General features: G+C 44.6%; 18 protein-coding genes. 4 read left to right on the top strand and 14 right to left on the bottom strand.

Translation table 11 applies throughout. The features are described 5' to 3' along the window. Position 1: 1 nt before the first annotated feature. From bacA to A8990_RS05215, 8 genes are all read right to left on the bottom strand, one after another. Positions 2-832, bottom strand: coding sequence for an undecaprenyl-diphosphate phosphatase (gene bacA, locus A8990_RS05180; protein WP_116187957.1), 831 nt, complete (start codon positions 830-832; stop codon positions 2-4). A 156-nt stretch (positions 833-988) separates the two neighbouring features. Beyond that, complete coding sequence (locus tag A8990_RS32450) at positions 989-1,120, bottom strand: hypothetical protein (RefSeq protein ID WP_281272482.1); 132 nt, start codon at positions 1,118-1,120, stop codon at positions 989-991. Continuing rightward, entirely contained in the window at positions 1,117-2,589 is a 1,473-nt protein-coding gene (locus A8990_RS05185; RefSeq protein WP_116187958.1) for a sensor histidine kinase, read from the bottom strand. Before A8990_RS05185 ends, A8990_RS32450 begins: the two co-directional genes overlap by 4 nt. 93 nt (positions 2,590-2,682) lie before the next feature. Next, positions 2,683-4,143 (bottom strand): hypothetical protein, encoded by a 1,461-nt coding sequence (locus tag A8990_RS05190; protein WP_116187959.1) that lies wholly within the window; start codon positions 4,141-4,143, stop codon positions 2,683-2,685. Continuing rightward, the gene (locus A8990_RS05195; RefSeq protein WP_116187960.1) at positions 4,127-4,582 is read right to left on the bottom strand and encodes a GtrA family protein; all 456 of its coding nucleotides are present in this window, start codon (positions 4,580-4,582) and stop codon (positions 4,127-4,129) included. Before A8990_RS05195 ends, A8990_RS05190 begins: the two co-directional genes overlap by 17 nt. Further along, positions 4,563-5,528, bottom strand: coding sequence for a glycosyltransferase family 2 protein (locus tag A8990_RS05200; RefSeq protein ID WP_116187961.1), 966 nt, complete (start codon positions 5,526-5,528; stop codon positions 4,563-4,565). Before A8990_RS05200 ends, A8990_RS05195 begins: the two co-directional genes overlap by 20 nt. 106 nt (positions 5,529-5,634) lie before the next feature. After that, the gene (locus tag A8990_RS05205; protein WP_116187962.1) at positions 5,635-7,323 is read right to left on the bottom strand and encodes a DUF6044 family protein; all 1,689 of its coding nucleotides are present in this window, start codon (positions 7,321-7,323) and stop codon (positions 5,635-5,637) included. 117 nt (positions 7,324-7,440) lie between these two features. Continuing rightward, on the bottom strand, positions 7,441-8,646 hold the full coding sequence (locus tag A8990_RS05215) for a COG4705 family protein (protein ID WP_116187963.1): 1,206 nt from the start codon (positions 8,644-8,646) through the stop codon (positions 7,441-7,443). A 222-nt stretch (positions 8,647-8,868) separates the two neighbouring features. Between A8990_RS05215 and A8990_RS05220 the strand changes: the two genes are divergently transcribed. Next, positions 8,869-10,008, top strand: a complete 1,140-nt coding sequence (locus A8990_RS05220; protein WP_116187964.1) for an AI-2E family transporter — start codon at positions 8,869-8,871, stop codon at positions 10,006-10,008. A 49-nt stretch (positions 10,009-10,057) separates the two neighbouring features. On the opposite strand, the gene A8990_RS05225 is transcribed toward A8990_RS05220, so the two are convergent. The 6 genes from A8990_RS05225 to A8990_RS05245 form a co-directional block, all read right to left on the bottom strand. Beyond that, positions 10,058-10,573, bottom strand: coding sequence for a GNAT family N-acetyltransferase (locus tag A8990_RS05225; RefSeq protein ID WP_116187965.1), 516 nt, complete (start codon positions 10,571-10,573; stop codon positions 10,058-10,060). After that, entirely contained in the window at positions 10,570-11,547 is a 978-nt protein-coding gene (locus A8990_RS05230; protein ID WP_116187966.1) for a tRNA dihydrouridine synthase, read from the bottom strand. Before A8990_RS05230 ends, A8990_RS05225 begins: the two co-directional genes overlap by 4 nt. 230 nt (positions 11,548-11,777) lie before the next feature. Beyond that, positions 11,778-13,499 carry a ubiquinone-dependent pyruvate dehydrogenase gene (poxB, locus tag A8990_RS05235; protein ID WP_116187967.1) on the bottom strand — a complete coding sequence of 574 codons (1,722 nt, stop codon included), beginning with the start codon at positions 13,497-13,499 and terminating at the stop codon, positions 11,778-11,780. Between the two features lie 121 nt (positions 13,500-13,620). After that, a complete protein-coding gene (locus tag A8990_RS31405) occupies positions 13,621-13,788 on the bottom strand; it encodes a hypothetical protein (RefSeq protein WP_181909410.1) in 168 nt (55 codons plus the stop codon). 302 nt (positions 13,789-14,090) lie between these two features. Then, positions 14,091-14,930, bottom strand: coding sequence for a DegV family protein (locus A8990_RS05240; protein WP_116187968.1), 840 nt, complete (start codon positions 14,928-14,930; stop codon positions 14,091-14,093). Positions 14,931-15,078: 148 nt separating this feature from the next. Next, positions 15,079-15,330, bottom strand: coding sequence for a YolD-like family protein (locus A8990_RS05245; RefSeq protein WP_116188061.1), 252 nt, complete (start codon positions 15,328-15,330; stop codon positions 15,079-15,081). A gap of 348 nt (positions 15,331-15,678) precedes the next feature. Between A8990_RS05245 and A8990_RS05250 the strand changes: the two genes are divergently transcribed. From A8990_RS05250 to A8990_RS05260, 3 genes are read left to right on the top strand one after another with little or no spacing between them, the layout of a single operon-like run. Then, complete coding sequence (locus A8990_RS05250; RefSeq protein ID WP_116187969.1) at positions 15,679-16,041, top strand: DUF2089 domain-containing protein; 363 nt, start codon at positions 15,679-15,681, stop codon at positions 16,039-16,041. Between the two features lie 17 nt (positions 16,042-16,058). Beyond that, entirely contained in the window at positions 16,059-16,490 is a 432-nt protein-coding gene (locus A8990_RS05255) for an SHOCT-like domain-containing protein (RefSeq protein WP_116187970.1), read from the top strand. Between the two features lie 6 nt (positions 16,491-16,496). Beyond that, positions 16,497-16,838 carry a hypothetical protein gene (locus A8990_RS05260; RefSeq protein ID WP_116187971.1) on the top strand — a complete coding sequence of 114 codons (342 nt, stop codon included), beginning with the start codon at positions 16,497-16,499 and terminating at the stop codon, positions 16,836-16,838. The last annotated feature ends 236 nt before the right edge of the window (positions 16,839-17,074 follow it).

Consider the following 17,074-nt stretch of genomic DNA (forward strand, 5'->3'; position numbering starts at 1 on the left):
ATTAACCGTTAATAACTAAGTACACGAGGAAGATTGCAGCAAGCACGAACCGGTAATAGGCAAATGGTGCAAGCTTCAGTTTCTCGAGCAACTTTAAGAATGTAATGACGGCAAGCAGCGCAACTACAAATGCAACGATAAAGCCAGTAATAAAGTAGCCTGCATCTGATGCAGTCAGCGTATCGTAACTCTTCAGCAGCTCGTAACCACTTGCAGCGAACATCATTGGAATCGCAATTAAGAACGAGAAATTCGTCGCAGCTCTATAGCTGATTCCCGTCAACAGACCACCTGCTATCGTTGCGCCTGAACGAGAAAAACCAGGCCACAAAGCCAAACATTGAAACAAACCGATCTGGAACGCCTGCTTATACGTGATTTGGTCCACACCTTCGGCTTGGACAGCCGTCTGATTACGCTGACCGATCAGCATGAACACACCGCCAAGCAAGAGACCAATCAGAACGGTATACGGTGAGAACAGATAGTCTTTAATGAAGGAGTGCAAGATCAATCCAAGCAACATCGCTGGGAAGCAAGCGATAATGACATGCAGCAGATTCAATTTATGCTCCGATTGCGGAGCGTTCGGACTCCCTGTATCCGGGTTCATGCGCATAACTCCGAGCAGATTAAGAATTCGGCGCCAGTAAATAACCGCTACCGCGAGAATTGCACCAAGTTGAATGATGATCTCGAACGTATCTGCTTTCTCCCCCGTGAACCCGAGTAATTTGCCGGTAAGAATTAAATGACCTGTTGATGAGACAGGCAAAAATTCGGTCAGACCCTCTACGATACCTTGTATAACCGCATCTACATAGTGCAACATAACCTTTAATACGCTCCCTTCGAATAATGAATATCATGAACACAACTTAGATAGTGTAGTACCAAATCCTAAACGGAGCATAAACCGTTTCTTAACTTTTTCTTAACCAGCTTGTCCCCGATAATAAAAAAGAAATCTGATCTAGATCAGACTTCTTTAGTAATCAAACTCTTTGGTGGTTAATATCGTCTCCATTTCATCTACGAGTACACTCCGTTTATCTATCAATGCCTTCACGTCTCGCTCAAAGATGGTTTGATCATCTTCAATTATTAAAATGGCTTTCATTCACCTGTACTCCCTTGCTTAATGGGAATTGTTAATATAATTGTCGTTCCTTCGAATAACTGACTTCTCGCGTCAATTCTGCCTCCATGGCCCTCCATGATTTGTTTCGCGATAGCGAGTCCAAGTCCGCTGCCGCCTGTATTCGTATTGCGTGATTCATCCACGCGATAGAAGCGTTCGAATATATGCTGAAGTGCATTCGGTTCAATGCCTGATCCGTTATCTGTTAGTTCTATAACGACTGACTCATCGACTTGATTTGCAGCAATCTGAATAGTCGGAGCGGGTTTGTCCATATAGCGTTCGCTATTCTGAATAATATTGTTTAGTACACGCCTGAAATGGTCTCTGTCCATTGTAACGAGAATATCCGGCGAGATATGAATCTCCGTACGGAGAGCAATTCCCTTCTTCCCCAGCTCGAACATAAGCTCCTCCGTCCAATCCTGGAGAAAAGGCCGTAAGTGGACCGTTTCAAATTGGAATGGCAGCCTATTCAGATCTAGTTTGGAATATAAGAACAATTCATTGATGAGGTGGTCCAGTTCATCTGCCTTAATGGCAATTGTCTGCATATATTTGCGATTCTTCTCAGGCGTATCTGCTACCCCTTCGATGATTCCATCGACATAACCACGAATAGCAGTAAGTGGCGTTCGCAAATCATGAGAAATGCTTGCGATTAACTCTTTACGGTTTGTCTCATATTGCTTCTGAACTTCAAGTGAGTCCTGCAGCCTTGAACGCATCTCTTCGAATGCGGTACTCAACTGCCCGATTTCATCTTTGCGTGCTACACCGAGTTTGAAGTCCAATCGACCTTCTTTGATCTCGCGAGCTGCATCCCGAAGAGCCTGAAGCGGTTTAATAATATTCTTTGACATGTAAGTGGTAAGAAGCACATGTGTCCCAATTAAGATGATGAGCAAGGCAAAGAACATAACTGTGAAATATCGATGAATGAAATAGACAATGGGATTGATCTTCAGAACGATGAATAAGGTGTTTCTCTGCTTTTCATTTCGCGAGTCAAACTGCATGATCTCATAATCCACATTTCCGGATTTACGAAGAATATCATGTGTAACGACACCAGGTCCTTTGTAAGGCGGCAAAATGGAAGCAAGGTCAGTCAATTGATTGAAGATGTCAGAATGATAAATGAGCGTATTATTCTCCCGTATAACTAAGCCGGCATCATTCTTATGAAGTTCCGTCGTCATTTCATCCAAATACGGTCGATCTATCCACAGCTCTGGATCACGTTGAATGGAACGCCATATCCCCTTTGCTACATGCTCGACCACATCATGGTCAAACCTATTTTCCGTTGACTCATATGCCCCCCTCACCGAAGTCATATTCCCTCGTAAAGAGACGAGTAACAACGATGTGATGAGTAGGATTAAGATAAGCGGAATGATAAGCATTGCCGCATAAGATAACAATAATTTGAATCGGATCGACATGTTGATGCTCACCTCAATAAGTAAGATCCATCGTGCTGAAATAAGCATACTCAAGGGTTCTAAATTATTAATGAACCATTTCTTAAAAATGTATTAACTGCTTTGCTGCACCTTTTTAATTCGAAACACATCCCCATACTTGCCTTGGAAAACAGGATTACCGAAAGCTGTGCACCAGCTCTGATACATGCGATTAGAGACATTCTTCCGAACGATCACATAGTCGGGTTTATCGTACTGAACGATATCCGGCAACAGCTCGGAAAATCCTTTCATGGAACGCTCGAATGCCGTGTAACCGAATACTCCCTTAGAAGCGTCGGTGACAAAGGGATCCTGTCTGCCATCGCAGAGTACATCTGCCCCATGTGACATGACATAGCCCGAACTGCCATATGGCGCAAGCACTTTAGGTCGTACACCCACTGCAGTCTGCGACATCACATAGCTCATTTCGTCGACAGGATATTTTTTATTGTCTATGGTTGGCGGCCAGAGATAATTAACAACCAGATTCGCCGACAGTCCGAGGAGTAACCCCCAGATTAACCAAGCCTTCTTGAACGGAACTTTAAAATTCTGATGATATGGAATGAGATCTACAACCGTACCCGCAAAATAAGGAACGAATAGCCACATGAATAAATTCTGCTTGTACGAAGACACCCCGAGAAACAGAATGCCGAGCATTAGCATGAAGCGAAATGCTTTACGGTGGATGCCGAATGGCAATAACATGGCAAATACGAGCAGAAGTATCGTTCTAGGCTCTGTTGGGCTTGCAAAATTGACAGGCTGCCACTCGTTTATCATTAGATTAAAGTGGTGCTTCGTAACGGTGAATATGTACAGGATATTATCGGTTCCGCCCACATTAATGAATCCAACCGCTATGATGGCCAGGTATGTCCATAGCTTGAATTTACTTAAGCTTCGTTCAAATGTGGACTCCGCCAAAGCCATTGCGGTGAATACCGCAATGACCAGCCAAACACCAGCGTGAATATTAGCGATACCTATGGATATGGCAACCATCGCATACGCGTATCGCTTGGACAAAGAGAGATTGAACTCCCTCAAATACACGAAGAACCACACGATCATACATGAAGAAATGATCTGCGGCCGAGTTTTGAAATAGAAATAAAATACACAGATCGACACGATCAAGACAAGGACGAATAGCAAGATGTGATGCTCTTCGAGTCCTAATTCCTTACGGGAAATCCGGGTTAGCCTGTACAAACCAAGAATAAGCAGGAACAAACAAACGCCAGTTAACAAGTAAGTGCCTTGCCAGCCGAAGGTATCATACAGCACAGCAACAATTAATTGGAATCCGAACTCATGAGGTACATAAGGAAGCTTGTCATTATAAAACGTGTGAATGGCGTGATGGAGTACCGTATGGTGTTTGAGCATATAGTTGCCAAGTTCAATATGCCAGAATGTATCTGGATCATTGTACGTTTCTCTGGGGAACATCAACACAATCGCGATTACGGATAATAATAAGTACAGAATCGGTAACCCCTGCTTAATTCGAAGCTTCATATCGATTCTCCGTTTCCCTGAACACAATAAGTTTCTGTCCGAAATAATTCATTACGGTATATAACCCTGTGCTGATTATCACAGCGATATCCTTGGCAGCGTTGCTGCTTAGGTGCATGAATTGCATCATCCCTGCCAGCTGCACAAGCTTGAGACCAATATAATAAGAAGAAACGTAGCAGAACAGAATCGCAAGTACAAATAGCAAGAAGGTTCGGAAGATTCTACCCCGATTATTAAAGGTAAACTTCCTGTTCAGCGTGTAGCTAACAATTGCTCCTACCGAGTTTCCTGTAAATGTAGATCCCCAATAGGAAAAAGCGAGCAGATGAAGAGTTCCATATGTGACACTAAGTCCGATCAGTGTATTGAATACCCCAATGATTAAATATCGGATAAACGGCTTCTCAAGCAGCCCTCTAGGATTCTTGATCATCATCTGTAAGATCCGTCTCGATGATATATGCCGGCCGACGTTTCGTCTCCCAATAGATCTTGCCAATATACTCACCGATAAGCCCCACACTCATTAGCATGAGTCCGCCTATGATCCAAACGGAGATGATAATGGATGTCCAGCCTGACTCGGTATGCCCAAGCAGCTTCTGAACCACTGCATACACGCCTGTAAGGAAGCTTAGACAGAATGACAACACCCCAATGAGCGACACGATTCGAATAGGCACAATACTGAAGGATGTGAGACCATTGAAGGCGAAGGCCATCATTTTCTTAAGCGGATATTTGGTCTCTCCTGCGAAGCGCTCCTTACGATCGTAATAAACAACCTCGCTCTTAAAACCTAACATGGGCACAATCCCGCGAAGAAACATATTGCGTTCTTCAAAATCCTCAAGTACGCGAACGGCACGCTTGCTCATCAACCTGAAATCGGCATGGTTGTAAATGAGATCAATCCCAAGCTTGCGCATGAATTTGTAGTAAGCCTGAGCCGTTGCTCGCTTGAAAAAGGAATCTGTTGACCTGCTCTTGCGTACCCCATATACAATCTCTGCACCATTCTGATATTGAATGATGAAATCACGAATCACATGGATATCATCTTGTAAGTCTGCATCGATAGTAATAATGCAATCATACCAGAGCTTCGCCGAATGGATCCCTGCTAGGAGCGCCCCTTGATGACCGAAGTTACGGGAAAGCTTGACTCCTGAGATGTGCTCGCTTCCACTCTTCTCTTCTTCGATCAATCGCCAGGTCTCGTCTCGACTTCCATCATCGACGAAAACAATCTTACTATTTGGTGAAATGAGACCTTCACTAATAAGTGCATTCAGCACTTCTTTGAGCTGTTTTGCTGTTTCGTGCAGCACGTCTCTCTCGTTATAACATGGGACTACGATGGCTAGAGCGGGCTTATTCATCTGCACACTTCCTTCCTGCGGAGGCATACTTTCGTTGATTTGATCAAATTGTCAACTAATGCTATCTCAAAATAATTAATAAATTCTTAAGTCAGCTCAAGATTGTTTACTTTGCTTCATATAGATAAATTCTCCATGCTGAATCCGCATTATCAAAGGTTTTCAATAATTGCAGTCCATCTTCGCTGGCATTCAATACGGGCACAGCCGAGATTATATATCTACCACCCATATGCTTAAATACGTCCATATTCAGCTCCAGATGGTGGATTTGCACCGTCGAGTTTTTCTTGAATTCATAATTCTTTCCCAGTTCGCTCACGAACAGATAGCACCGGCCGCCCCAATCATCAAAGTACGTTTTTAATGACGGGTTTTTATCCAATTCCTTCGCGATAATTTGCCGAAACTCGTGTTTATAAGCGAGAGGATAGTAGTTGTTGTAGGTATCCAGTGTATAGAAACCGTTATATTGAGCGATTGCAGGATGCAGCCCGATACTGGCTACTCGGTACGAGTTCTGCGGCAGGCCAATGTAATCTTTAATGGCTTTGAACTGGTCGACCGCATAGAACTGTTTGACCGTAGGTTCGCCATAGACCCGATAGACGATCTCGTCATTGCTCGCGAATAGAACGATGAGCTGCAGAACAAGGCTGATGCGCACCCACTTCTGCCATTTCGGCCCCATTTTCCATAAGATATGAAGTCCAATTGCGAACCCTAGATAGATGATCAGCGGACGCAGAAAATGAAACCGTGCGAAATTAAAGGTATCCAGTAAGCTGAATCGTTCTTTTAAAGGCTCCCACCCTTTGTAGTACCAAAAGGCATACCAAACCGATAATAGAAGGTTAAGCGCGAGTAAGATTAAAAACCGTTTATTCTCTTGCCGTCCTTTGCGTTTGATTACAATGTTGAAGACGATGAACAGAATCGGCAAAATAACCAGGGTATGCATCGTTAATACGTGGCCGTGTCCAAAGATGAAGTTCACACATGCAAGTTCGATGCATCGCCAGATGCTTTCCGTAGCGTTCACAAACTCCAACCGACTATTCGGTATGCTGGAAATGACCAGTCCGAAGACCAGCCTATACTCAATCGCCAGATAAATGAGCGTCATGAATGCGATGCTGCCAAGAAATTTGAGATTCCAATCTCGCTTCTTGATGAGGTCATATAACCAGAGGCATCCCATTGCTGTTAAAAAGAAGAAAAAGCCTAATACGAAGCTCGAGTATAGAGGAAGTAATGTAAGTACCGCCCACTCTCTCCAGGAAGCTTCGCGTTTGCGTATGTTCATGAATGCCCAAAGCGCCAAGGGTTGACCCAAAGTACTTAACATCCCCGAAGGCCAAAAAGGAGTTAAGGCGAATGCAAGAGCCACTCCAACACGGATGTACGTTGCTCTCTTGCTCTGTACGAAATGCTTCATTAATAACAAATGCATTCCGAAGAACGCGACAACCCTCGTTACGGCCTGGCTAAGCGCATACGCGACCATTGTTGGAAACAGCGCATGCAGCCACACGATTCCGCTGAATTCGGTTCCATAAGCGCCTCGAGGCAATCCATTGATGACCTGTGGAACGACCGCTTGGAGGGGAACAAACAGTTCGTTACTTTGAATGAGAACCTTATACCATGCCAAATTCGAATCCAAATTATCATGAACACGAATCGTAGCGTTGTCACCTAAGAGATAAAGTGGTGACAAGTAAAGAATGATAATGAATAAAGCAGCAAGGATGGATCGTTTCTCTCTCGATAACTTTGCTGATAATAGCTGCATAGAAGTCTTCCTCCACTGGATGCCAACTGCTCTCGTTCGACCTTCCTCGATCGACATGAACAGAAGAAAAAGCCGCAGCTCATGCGGCCTTTTCTTCTGTGTTTCATTCAAAGCCAGTTATTTATTTGCTTCATTCAAGACTTGAAGTGACTCCCCAAGCGTGGTCTTGCATTTGTCGGTATTCGGGCTCTTAGAACGGTTGGCAGCTAGTACGTCATCAATCGTTCCATCGATTTGCGTCCACGTTTTCCGATCAATCTTGCGGAGCTTCGCCTGAGCAACATCCCAATCATGCTCCAGGTCATCCGCTCTTGACTTCGCTTTCGCAAAATCATTCGAATTGACCGCAAGAACCATATCGTCCTCAATCGCAATGAAATCATTTAACTGCCCGCTCAATGTCGTTTGCGAGGAATCGACTTCCGGCACGATGTTAGTATTGCACCAGTAATAACCGCCAATGCCTGCAACCAAAAATACACATAATACAGCAACAGTCTGAGTTAGCACGTTTTTGTGGCTGTCTCTTGATGATTGAATTATCGGAGTGGATTCGCTCTTGGCGATAATATCTGTTTTAGTGATGGCAAGGTAGTTGATAATTGCGACGATTGCGATAAGGAAGATGACACTTGTTATGGTTGTACCTAACTCAAGTCCACCGTTCTTCTTAGATTGTGATAAATAATCGCCTAAAGAAGCCCCTAAAGGTCGAGTTAGTATATAGGCAACCCAGAAAGCTAAGATTTCATTAAGCTTCAGCTTCCATGCAACGAATACGGCAGCGATGATGACAACCACTGTGGTTCCCGTTTTTAAGTATCCCAGACCAAGTTGCTCGGAGAAGAGATCGCCCACTGCTGTACCGAGTGCGAAAGTGAACAGAATCGTTAGCCAATAGAAGGCCTCTCTTCTTCTCGTGTAAATGGAATGGATGGAGAGCGTCTTTTCACTTAAGTACCAGATTAGGAACGTTAGACCGAGTAGTACGCTAAAGACGATCGTACTAAGCTCAAGCGGAACGCCCATAGAATCCGTCAAATTATCGGTAACCAGCGTACCAAAAACGCTTATTAACACGACGGTAAGCCAGTAAATGAACGGTACGTACTTCGTCGCTTTGAATTGCAGAAACAATACGATCGCAAACGCAACGCCCATAACGATGGTAGTAAGCGTTAACCCCCACCCTAGGTTTACATTTAGGAAATCCGAGAAGGTCTCTCCCACGGTCGTACATAATACTTTGATGATCCAGAAGAAAACCGTAACTTCCGGCACCTTGCTTAGCAATGATTTGAGTTGGTTCTGATTTGCTGACATCTTATTCCCCCTTCTTCAACGTTGTAGGCAATCGTAGATTATACGATAACTATAAAAAAAATCTTAAGTGATGATTAAATTCTTCATAACTAAGGCCAAAGCCCTCATTTGAGAGCTCTGGCCTTCTTATTTCCTTGATTATGATTAAAAATGACTTAATTTGGTGTGAAAGCATATAATAGTTGATATGATTCAACTGAGTTTGAAAGGAAGATCGCCCTTATGTCCGGATCTCGTCTATGGACGGAAAGACTGAAATTCATGTTAATGAACCAGAGATTACTGTCTTTCCTAATCGTATTGCTTCTCATTGGGTTAAATATAATGATACTGGGCAAAATCTCATTTGTATTTCATCCCTTTAAGGTGTTACTTGAAACCATCTTCTTGCCGCTGATTCTTACAGGTGTTGCTTTTTACTTGTTAAACCCGATAGTCGAGGCTTTAGAGAAATATCGAATAAAGAGAGCATATTCCATTTTAATTCTGTATTTACTTGTTGCTGGGATCCTTACGCTCATCATCATCACGGTAATTCCACTACTTAAAGAACAAATTATTAGCTTGATTGACAGCTTCCCTTATTTCAGCAGTGAAGCTCAGCTTCAGTTTGAACAACTTATTGGCAGTAAATATTTCAATCAAATCCAGCAAACGCTAGGGTTCGATTCCTCAAGTCTAACGTCGGCTATCTCTGACTATGCTTCTGGATTCATGAATAACGCTTGGACAAGTATTGGAGGACTCGTAAGCAAAGTTACCGAAACCGTCCTTACCATTATCGTAGTGCCATTGATTTTATTCTATTTACTGAAAGACCGGCGGGAATTGACCCCATATATACTAAGTTTTCTGCCGACTAGACTTCGTGATCGATCCTATGCCGTCATGCTTGAAATGAATCATCAAATCAGTTCGTATATTCGAGGGCAAATCATTGACAGCTGTTGCGTCGGTTTACTCTTGTACATTGGGTACTTAATCATCGGGTTGGATTATTCACTTGTCCTCGCCGTCATTGCATCATGTACAAGTGTCGTTCCTTATTTAGGACCAGCGATTGCAATATTTCCCGCGTTAATTGTCGCAATGGTTACTTCACCTATGATGCTGCTCAAAATGGTTATCGTCTGGACAGTTGTTCAGGTCGTTGAAGGAAAAGTGTTCACTCCGCAGATTATGGGGAAAACGATGCACATCCATCCGATCACGATTATTTTCGTGATTCTTACTGCCGGCAAAATGTTTGGAATACTCGGTATCATCCTTGCCGTACCTGGGTATGCAATTCTAAAGGTTATTACCACTCATTTATTTCGTTGGTTCAAAGCCAAATCGGGATTGTATGAGGAAACAAAGTAAAAAGGCATCTCGCATGAGATGCTTTTTACTTTGTTTCCTTGTATTAGGTTCATTTTGTTCGCTCTACAGAGTACAGGAAAAATTCCATATCAATATTCCTAAAATTCTTAGTATCTTTATCAATAATATTCATACCGTTTCGCACAGCAACTTTTTGAGAGGCTATATTTGTGTCCCTAATAATAGAATAAACCCTATTTGCATGAAGAACTGAGAAAGCGTATTCCTTGCAAGCAATTGCCGCTTCTGTTGCATAACCTTTGTGCCAATACGCTTTTTGGAACAAAAATCCGATTTCCAAAATTTCTTGTTCTCTCCAGCCTTGCATGGTCAAACCACATTGCCCAATCATTTCGTTTGTTTCTTTTAATACAACCGCCCAAAGTCCAAAACCATACTCTTCATATCTTTTAAGATGCCTGTTAAGCCAATTTTGTGCTTCTTCTAAGTTGAATGCACGTTCATAAGAAGCACGCATTACTTCCTCATCACACAATATCCCGCACAATGCATCATAATCGGAGTGCACCATTTCTCTAATTAGAAGACGGTTTGTTTCTATCAAAGATCACCCACCTGCTCCTTGCTTCCGAATTTATTCAGCAATACACGCACTTCACTTTTTGATTTGGCGTTCATCAAGCTGGTTCTGAGCTCACTTGCCCCTCGAAACCCGCGGACATAGATTTTGAAGAAACGGGCAAGCGCGCTAAACGAACGTGGTTCCTCCGCTGAGTATTGATCATGCAGATCCAGATGGAGCCGCAGCAAATCAAGCAATTCCGCACTGCTGTGCTCCTTCGGTTCTGTCTCAAATGCATATGGATTTTGAAAAATACCGCGTCCAATCATAATACCGTCGACACCGTATTGCTCTGCAAGCTGCTGGCCGGTCTGACGGTCAGGGATATCCCCGTTAATGGTCAGAAGAGTATCTGGCGCCACCTCATCACGAAGCGTCTTAATCTCCGGAATCAGTTCCCAATGCGCTTTTACTTTGCTCATTTCCTCTCTTGTCCGAAGATGAATGGACAGATTAACGATGTCTTGTTTCAAAATATGGGTTAACCAGTCACGCCATTCGTCTAGGTCACTAAAACCGAGCCTTGTTTTTACACTGACAGGCAGTCCTCCGGCTTTGGCGGCTTGGATGATATCCGCTGCGATTTCAGGACGGCAGATCAGGCCGCTGCCCTTCCCATTCTCTGCTACATTCGCCACGGGACACCCCATATTAATATCGATGCCTTTGAATCCTTCTTTCGCCATGCCGATGCTCATTTCACTGAAAAATTCCGGCTTATCTCCCCAGATATGGGCTACAATGGGCTGTTCATCTGGAGTAAAAGTCAAGCGCCCGCGTACACTTTTGTTCCCCTCTGGGTGACAATAACTCTCCGTATTCGCAAACTCCGTAAAATACACATCCGGTCTGCCAGCCTCACTTACCACATGGCGAAAAACAACATCTGTCACATCTTCCATTGGTGCTAGTACAAAAAAAGGTCGTGGTAAATCGCGCCAAAAGTTTTCTTTCATCATAAATTCCCCTTTATATCTACCAGAATAATCGTTGTCCTTGGAATAGTAAAATACTTGCTGTCAGTGGAACATTGTTGAAACATCATCTCAGGTTACAACAGACATTCCATAAAGTAAACGTCTTTATTATAAACTGAATAACGTCATGATGGGTATGTCCCCTTCGTAACGTCATCAATGTTTCTTAATTAAAATAGCCCCACCTGACGACACAGATGGGGACTGCTTCACCTAAGGAGATTGGTTTTCGCCAGCTCAATGATTTCGTTGCCTTGGCCATTTAATACGGCCTTCAACATCCACATCGTAAATCCTCTTGCCTGCTCGAAGGTGATCTTCGGCGGCATAGCCAGCTCTTGGCGATTGACAATAATATCCAGAACTACCGGACCGTTATGTTCGAAAGCTCGTCGAACGGCGCTTTCCAAGTCACCCGGCGCTTCAACCCGAATCCCTTCGATCCCCATCGCTTGAGCCAGGGCCGCAAAATTGGGATTATCGAGTTCCGTTCCAAATTCCAAAAACCCGGCTGCCTTCATTTCCAATTCCACGAATGCAAGCGCGCCATTATTGAAGACAACGATCTTGATCGGGAGCTTATGCTGGCGAAGTGTCAATAGATCTCCAAGCAGCATACTGAGTCCCCCGTCCCCCGACAGAGATATGACCTGGCGTCCCGGCTGCGCAACCTGTGCGCCAATTGCCTGGGGCATGGCGTTCGCCATAGTCCCGTGGTTAAACGAGCCGAGCAGCCTCCTTTTTCCATTCATTTTCAAATATCGGGCAGCCCAAACAGTCGGTGTTCCAACATCGCAAGTCAAAACGGCATCCTCATCAGCAAGATCACTGATTACCTTCATGAGAAATTGCGGGTGAATAGGCGCTCGCCCGGGGGCTGCTAGATGGTCTAATTCCTCGCGTACCTTGGCATAATGTGCAGCAAAGTGCTGAAGATGATCAGGGGAGCGCGAGTCGTTTAACAAGGGGAGTAACATTTCCACTGTCGTCTTCACGTCCCCGCACACGCCATAAGTTACTGCCGCTCGCCTTCCAATTCGGGATGGATCCAAATCTACCTGAAGGATGGTCGCTTCTTGCGGATAAAATTGCCGGTATGGAAAATCGGTGCCAAGCATAAGCAAGACGTCGCATTCCATCATGGCGTGGTATCCGGAAGAAGTTCCGATGAGACCGGTTAATCCCACGGAATACGGGTTGTCGTATTCCAGATATTCCTTTCCTCGCAGCGTTATAACCATTGGCGACTGCAGTTTCTCGCATAGTTTCATGAGAGATGCTTGAGCTCCCGCGCTCCCGGCACCGCACAGCAAGGTAATCCGCTTGCCTTCGTTTAAGTAGTCGGCAAGCGTCTTCAGTTCGTCGGCAGAAGGGCAGACAATAGGTCGCACGGAATGAATAATGCGTTCCGGTACGGGGCTTTCATCATATTCGAAAGCAGCTACATCACCTGGAAGTACTAAGACAGAAACTCCCGACTTTGCCATCGCGGTCTGCATGGCCATTGTAACCGCTCTAGGCACTTGTCCCGGTCCGGTCACGACTTCACAAAAAAAGCTGCATTCCTGAAACAACATATCCGGACGGGTCTCTTGAAAGAAGCCGCTGCCGATTTCGCTGCTCGGTATATGGGCGGCAATTGCAAGTACTGGCACCCGGTTCCGATGACAATCGTACAATCCGTTTATGAGATGCAGATTGCCAGGTCCACTGCTACCTGCACATACGGCAATTTCTCCACTCAGGGCAGAATCCGCACCCGCCGCGAAAGCTGCCACTTCTTCGTGGCGCACGTGAATCCATTCTATTTTTTCTGAACGACGGATCGCATCAAGCAAGGCATTCAATGAATCGCCAATAATGCCGTAAATTCGCTTCACACCGGCGTTTATAAGGGATTCTACTATGGAATCCGCAATCGTTCGTTTCATGTGAATCGTCTCCTTTTTTAAAATTATTTTGCGCTAGCGCGACTAGAATATTCTTTGACTAGAACTTTATCCCATAAATGCAAAAAGCCGCGATATTCGCGGCTTCTATCGGCCATACAGGCTATTCCTTCTTCGGTCGCCGTGTGTCGGCAGGCTCTTCCGTCAATATGTTGGATACGTCCGACTGCTGCTCATTCACAAAGAAGCTCGTTTCTTCATGCGCCTCTAAATCCTCATATACTGTATCCGGATCTCCGTCCGTTTCCGCAATTCTACTTTTGTGGGTCATAAGATAGCCTCCTTACACTGTAATTGCTATCGTAATATGTGTTAATAATGGATAATTTATACACCAATTGAAATTGTGCTATCGGCCTTCCAGCTAGCTACCGCAGACCACAAGGAACTGATCTTTATCTGTCGAAAGTGAAATCGCGTACCATTATCTATCCCAAGCTATTAGCTAGAATAGCGCAAACAAGGCTGCCGCATTATAGCGGCAGCCTTGTGATGAAGTTTGTGCTAGTATCACGTTAAAGCAAGTAAACTCTTGCATTGCTTAGTCGCACTTGTTTATTGCGTATTCAAATGTCAATCCATGAAATACATAAATCCGATCGCTCCGGCGCCGGTATGCGTGGTAATGACGGGAGTTGCCGGCCGAATGAATACTGGAACGTTCGTTAACTTCGCAATCTCCTGCTGAAGCCGCTCCGCGAGAGGGAGATTATCGGCATGAGAGATCCCGATTCCCCGTACAATCCTACCCTTGATTTCCTCTTCGAAACGCTCAACCAAAGTGCGAATGGTCTGGGAAGTCGTTCTCACCTTTTTCATCGGGGTATATACGCCTTTCTCGAGCATCGCGATGGGCTTGATGCTCAGAATGCTGCTTAACCATCCAACCGCTTTGCCTACCCGGCCGCCTTTCACCAAATTCTCCAGCGATTCTACCACCACATACAGTGAGGTATTGTCCAGAACATGCTTCAGTCTCTTTACAATGGATTCCGCCTGCTCACCTTGTTGGGCCATGACCGCTGCCTCGAGTACCTGAAATCCTAATGCAAGAGAAATCATCTGAGAGTCCACAACAATTACATTGCTCGAAGACATTTCCGCTGCGGTGCAGGCTGTTGTATACGTACCGCTCATTCCACTCGTCATGTGTATGGAGATGATGGTTTCGCCGTTCGCTCCCAGACGGTCATACATCTCCACAAACTTGCCGATCGACGGCTGGGACGTCTTGGGAAGTTCTTTGGATCCTTTCATTTTATGAATAAACTCAATCGGTGTAATGTCCACGTTGTCAAAGTAAGATTTCTCATCCACCATTACAGTCAACGGGATCACATCTACTTGATGCTGCTGAAGCAACTCCTTCGGCAAATCAGTTGTCGAATCCGTTACAATTCTTATTAAGGCCATTGGTTGTCTCTCCCTGAAGAAAAAATTCCGAATCACATCATAAATCAACTATACTTTACGGAGATAGAATGAAAGCGTTTCAAGGAATTGCTGCAGTAGCATCACACCGGTATCAGGTCCTATTCGCGGTGAAGTTGGACAGACCAACTCAATCCCTCGGATAATTCATGCTCATTATATCCATGAAAGGAATCTTGTCCAATCCTTCTGCCGTATTTACATGGACCTTACCCGTCCTGGAATCCATCGCTGTGATTTGTCCCCGCACGCTCTCTTCTCTTCCCCAAACGGTCAGTAGAATCACGGATTCTTCCTGAAAGGCTTCCGATAACTGATTTCCTATCTCCTCCAGAACAAATTCGTCTCTGGTAGGTCTCTTCGGTACTTTCGCTTTAGCCACATTCATCACGCCTTCGCTTAATATCTTGAAGCTCTATCATAATATGAACGGCTTGATTGGGGAAAGGTAATTATCTTAGATTGATAGCAACCGACTCCTCCTCCATCCACTTCTTCATACTAATCACGGGATGAAATCCTGCGAATTCATGAGTCTGAGTGAGAGAACTGAATCGATAGAAATAGCTTCGAGAAGCGCTGAACAAACATGCATAACATCCATTTCATATTTCCGAGGATAAATCTATAAAAAATCAAAAAAATCAATTTTGAGATTAAATTATTTAATTAAAAATCTTCACAAATTGAATTTTCTGATTTATAATTTGAATTAAGGAAGGAGGAGAGTATGAAATATCCCCTCATCACGCAGTGTCCAGTATGCGAGCATCCGCTGCACGCCGCGAAGTTGGAATGCGGACATTGCCGCACGACGATCGAGAACGATTTTGAATTATCCAAACTGGCACTGCTCTCGCCTGAACAGCTCCATTTTGCGATCACCTTTCTAGTGAACAGAGGCAACATTAAGGAAGTGGAGAAAGAGCTTGGCATATCGTACCCGACGGTGCGCGGCAAGCTCAATGACATCATTACAGCCCTTGGATACGACTTGAGGAAGAAGTCGGAAGTCGATAAGAAGAAGGTCATTTCCATGCTGGAGAATGGCGAAATCACCGCGGATGCAGCGGTAAAAATGCTTAAAGGTTGACTAAGGAGGAAAAGACGATGAAAGAAGAGATCAGCAAAGTACTGTCCATGCTGCAGGAAGGCAAGATTGATTCGGATCAGGCTTCGGAGTTAATTGGCGCGCTGAAGGAAAAGCAACCGGCTTATTCTTCGCAAGCCTTGCAGGTGCTAGGGAAGCTCGACTATTCGAAGAGATACTCTTCGGCATCCGGCGGTTATCTAGACAAAACGTTGAAGATTCGGATCAAATCCAAAGAAAACGATAATATCAACATCAATTTGCCGATTAAACTGGTGAAGGCTGTTCTTGGAGCGGGATACAGCATTGCGTCCAATATTCCGCAGGCTGCGAAGTATGTGAAAGATATCAATATCGAACTGTTGATCGATGCTATCGAGAACGAGCTTGACGGGCAAATCGTGGACATCCGCTCCGGTGAAGATGATACCATCACCGTAGTGATTGAGTAATGCGTCATGATGATCGTGAAGATTAAGAGTAACGAGCATGCTTTTACGATCCCGGTCCCTTATGCCGTATTGCGCATGGCCAGCGGGATTCTGACATCCGAGTTGTTCCACCGCAAATTGGTGCATTGGCTGAACAGACATGGCGAATATTCCGGCGAGCACTCGAGCCGCGGGCATTACAATTCGGACAGCAGTCGGTCGGCAATTGAATTGATGCTGTCGCTTCTCGTGAATAGAAGCACGAAGCAAGCAATCAGGAGGCTCATTAAAGAGCTGCGACGTTGTAGGGGAACTGTTCTGCTCGATGTCCGGGCTCAAGATGGCACGGAAGTGTTGATTAAATTATAGGCGAAGCTTTCATTTTCTGCACCTAGCACCAAACTCCCTCCCATTCAAATACCCATTGCATTTTGAAGGTTAATCTTCCTCTTCTCATTCATTTTCTGTCGACCTAAGTTCTTAATCCAGCATTGAAGAAAGCCGCCTGAGCATAGGCGGCTTATTCGATTTCAAGAAAGGTGCCTGTCGAACCCGTTTCACGGATCATCGTAGCTTATTTCATAAATCTTCATATCCCCGACCTG

The sequence above is a fragment of the Paenibacillus taihuensis genome, assembly GCF_003386535.1.
GTDB lineage: Bacteria > Bacillota > Bacilli > Paenibacillales > Paenibacillaceae > Paenibacillus_Z > Paenibacillus_Z taihuensis.

Excerpts from the sequence above, each read along its gene's own strand:
- bacA (WP_116187957.1), bottom strand. The coding sequence starts at position 832 with ATGTTGCACTATGTAGATGCGGTTATACAAGGTATCGTAGAGGGTCTG.
- A8990_RS32450 (WP_281272482.1), bottom strand. The coding sequence starts at position 1,120 with ATGAAAGCCATTTTAATAATTGAAGATGATCAAACCATCTTTGAGCGA.
- A8990_RS05185 (WP_116187958.1), bottom strand. The coding sequence starts at position 2,589 with ATGTCGATCCGATTCAAATTATTGTTATCTTATGCGGCAATGCTTATC.
- A8990_RS05190 (WP_116187959.1), bottom strand. The coding sequence starts at position 4,143 with ATGAAGCTTCGAATTAAGCAGGGGTTACCGATTCTGTACTTATTATTA.
- A8990_RS05195 (WP_116187960.1), bottom strand. The coding sequence starts at position 4,582 with ATGATGATCAAGAATCCTAGAGGGCTGCTTGAGAAGCCGTTTATCCGA.
- A8990_RS05200 (WP_116187961.1), bottom strand. The coding sequence starts at position 5,528 with ATGAATAAGCCCGCTCTAGCCATCGTAGTCCCATGTTATAACGAGAGA.
- A8990_RS05205 (WP_116187962.1), bottom strand. The coding sequence starts at position 7,323 with ATGCAGCTATTATCAGCAAAGTTATCGAGAGAGAAACGATCCATCCTT.
- A8990_RS05215 (WP_116187963.1), bottom strand. The coding sequence starts at position 8,646 with ATGTCAGCAAATCAGAACCAACTCAAATCATTGCTAAGCAAGGTGCCG.
- A8990_RS05220 (WP_116187964.1), top strand. The coding sequence starts at position 8,869 with ATGTCCGGATCTCGTCTATGGACGGAAAGACTGAAATTCATGTTAATG.
- A8990_RS05230 (WP_116187966.1), bottom strand. The coding sequence starts at position 11,547 with ATGAAAGAAAACTTTTGGCGCGATTTACCACGACCTTTTTTTGTACTA.
- poxB (WP_116187967.1), bottom strand. The coding sequence starts at position 13,499 with ATGAAACGAACGATTGCGGATTCCATAGTAGAATCCCTTATAAACGCC.
- A8990_RS31405 (WP_181909410.1), bottom strand. The coding sequence starts at position 13,788 with ATGACCCACAAAAGTAGAATTGCGGAAACGGACGGAGATCCGGATACA.
- A8990_RS05240 (WP_116187968.1), bottom strand. The coding sequence starts at position 14,930 with ATGGCCTTAATAAGAATTGTAACGGATTCGACAACTGATTTGCCGAAG.
- A8990_RS05250 (WP_116187969.1), top strand. The coding sequence starts at position 15,679 with ATGAAATATCCCCTCATCACGCAGTGTCCAGTATGCGAGCATCCGCTG.
- A8990_RS05255 (WP_116187970.1), top strand. The coding sequence starts at position 16,059 with ATGAAAGAAGAGATCAGCAAAGTACTGTCCATGCTGCAGGAAGGCAAG.
- A8990_RS05260 (WP_116187971.1), top strand. The coding sequence starts at position 16,497 with ATGATGATCGTGAAGATTAAGAGTAACGAGCATGCTTTTACGATCCCG.